The sequence below is a fragment of the Mesorhizobium sp. M7A.F.Ca.US.014.04.1.1 genome, from assembly GCF_003998745.1.
GTDB classification, from domain to species: domain Bacteria; phylum Pseudomonadota; class Alphaproteobacteria; order Rhizobiales; family Rhizobiaceae; genus Mesorhizobium; species Mesorhizobium ciceri.
Genome location: NZ_RZRW01001015.1, coordinates 1 through 1,259, shown reverse-complemented (window position 1 = coordinate 1,259; position 1,259 = coordinate 1). Strand labels below are relative to the sequence as shown.

At 63.1% G+C, this 1,259-nt stretch carries 2 protein-coding genes; one reads left to right on the top strand and one right to left on the bottom strand.

The annotated features are described in order from the left end of the window. Nucleotides 1-743: ATP-dependent RecD-like DNA helicase (locus tag EOA22_RS34070; RefSeq protein ID WP_127390638.1), on the top strand; the 743-nt coding region annotated here is incomplete at its 5' end. Here EOA22_RS34070 and EOA22_RS34065 read toward each other — a convergent pair. Further along, the gene (locus EOA22_RS34065) at nucleotides 736-1,158 is read right to left on the bottom strand and encodes an STAS/SEC14 domain-containing protein (RefSeq protein WP_013531056.1); all 423 of its coding nucleotides are present in this window, start codon (nucleotides 1,156-1,158) and stop codon (nucleotides 736-738) included. The two genes, EOA22_RS34070 and EOA22_RS34065, sit on opposite strands and share 8 nt — an antisense overlap. Nucleotides 1,159-1,259 lie beyond the last annotated feature (101 nt).

Below are 1,259 nucleotides of genomic sequence, written 5' to 3'. Positions count from 1 at the left end.
GCCGCGACCTGATGAGTTTCGGCACGCCGATCCTGGTGCTTGGCGACCCCGGCCAGTTGCCGCCGATCTCGGGCGGCGGCTTCTTCACCGACCACGAGCCGGATTTTCTGCTCACCGAAATCCACCGGCAGGCGCGCGACAACCCGATCCTGCGGCTGGCGCTCGATGTGCGCGAGGGCCGCGAGTTCATGCGTGGCGACTATGGCACGGCGCAGGTGATCGGCAAGGAAGACGTTACCCAGGAACTGGTGCTGAAGGCGGACCAGGTGCTGGTCGGCACCAATCGCACGCGGCGCCGCTACAATCAGCGGCTGCGCGAGCTCAAGGGCTTCAACGCCGACTATCCGCAGGCCGGCGACAAGCTCGTCTGCCTGCGCAACGATCCGGCAAAGGGCCTGCTCAACGGCTCGCTGTGGAAGGTGATGACATCGTCGCGCGAGACGGTGAAGCCCGGCATCAACCTTCTGGTGTCGCCGGAAGAGGACGATCCGGATCGCGGCGTCGCCAAGATCAAGCTGCTCAAGGCGGCGTTCGAGGATCCGGACGCCGATATCCCCTGGCAGCAGAAGAAGCGCTTCGACGATTTCGACTATGGCTACGCGCTGACCGTGCACAAGGCGCAGGGCTCACAGTGGAACGAGATCGTGCTGTTCGATGAAAGCTGGGCCTTCAAGGAAACCCGCCAGCGCTGGCTCTACACCGCCATCACGCGGGCGGCCGAGCGGCTGACGATCGTCAGGTAGGGGCGCCGGATGCTGTTGCCCCGATAGGCTGTGCGGCAAGCCATTGCCAGGCGGCAGCCTCGTCCTCCGTCCTGAAATGCCTGATTTCGATGGGTGGTGAGGACGGCAGAAAGCGTTGTGCGTCCGCTATCCAGTCCGGTTCGCCGATCGTCGCGCAACGGTCGACATGTTCCAATGCATGAATGGCGCCCTGCTTCAGGGTCTCGTCAGCGATGTCGGCCCAGTCGACGCCGTCGTGGTCGACGAGGCGCACCAGCACATCGACGCGCGGATGCAGGGCGTAGGCTGCCTCCAGCAATCCGAAAAGATTTTCACCATCGGCCGCGGAAACGTGCCCGACGACATCGATGGCGAAAAGGTCGTCACGGCTGGTCTCGATACGGCGGATTGCCGGCACCTCATCAAGAAAATTCATCGGCGCTACCTTTCCCCGCTGGTTCATCAGGCTTGGAACACCCGAAACCCCCAGTCTGTTCCCACCAAAGGCATTACTGTTCCCGTCAAAGGCATTATAGG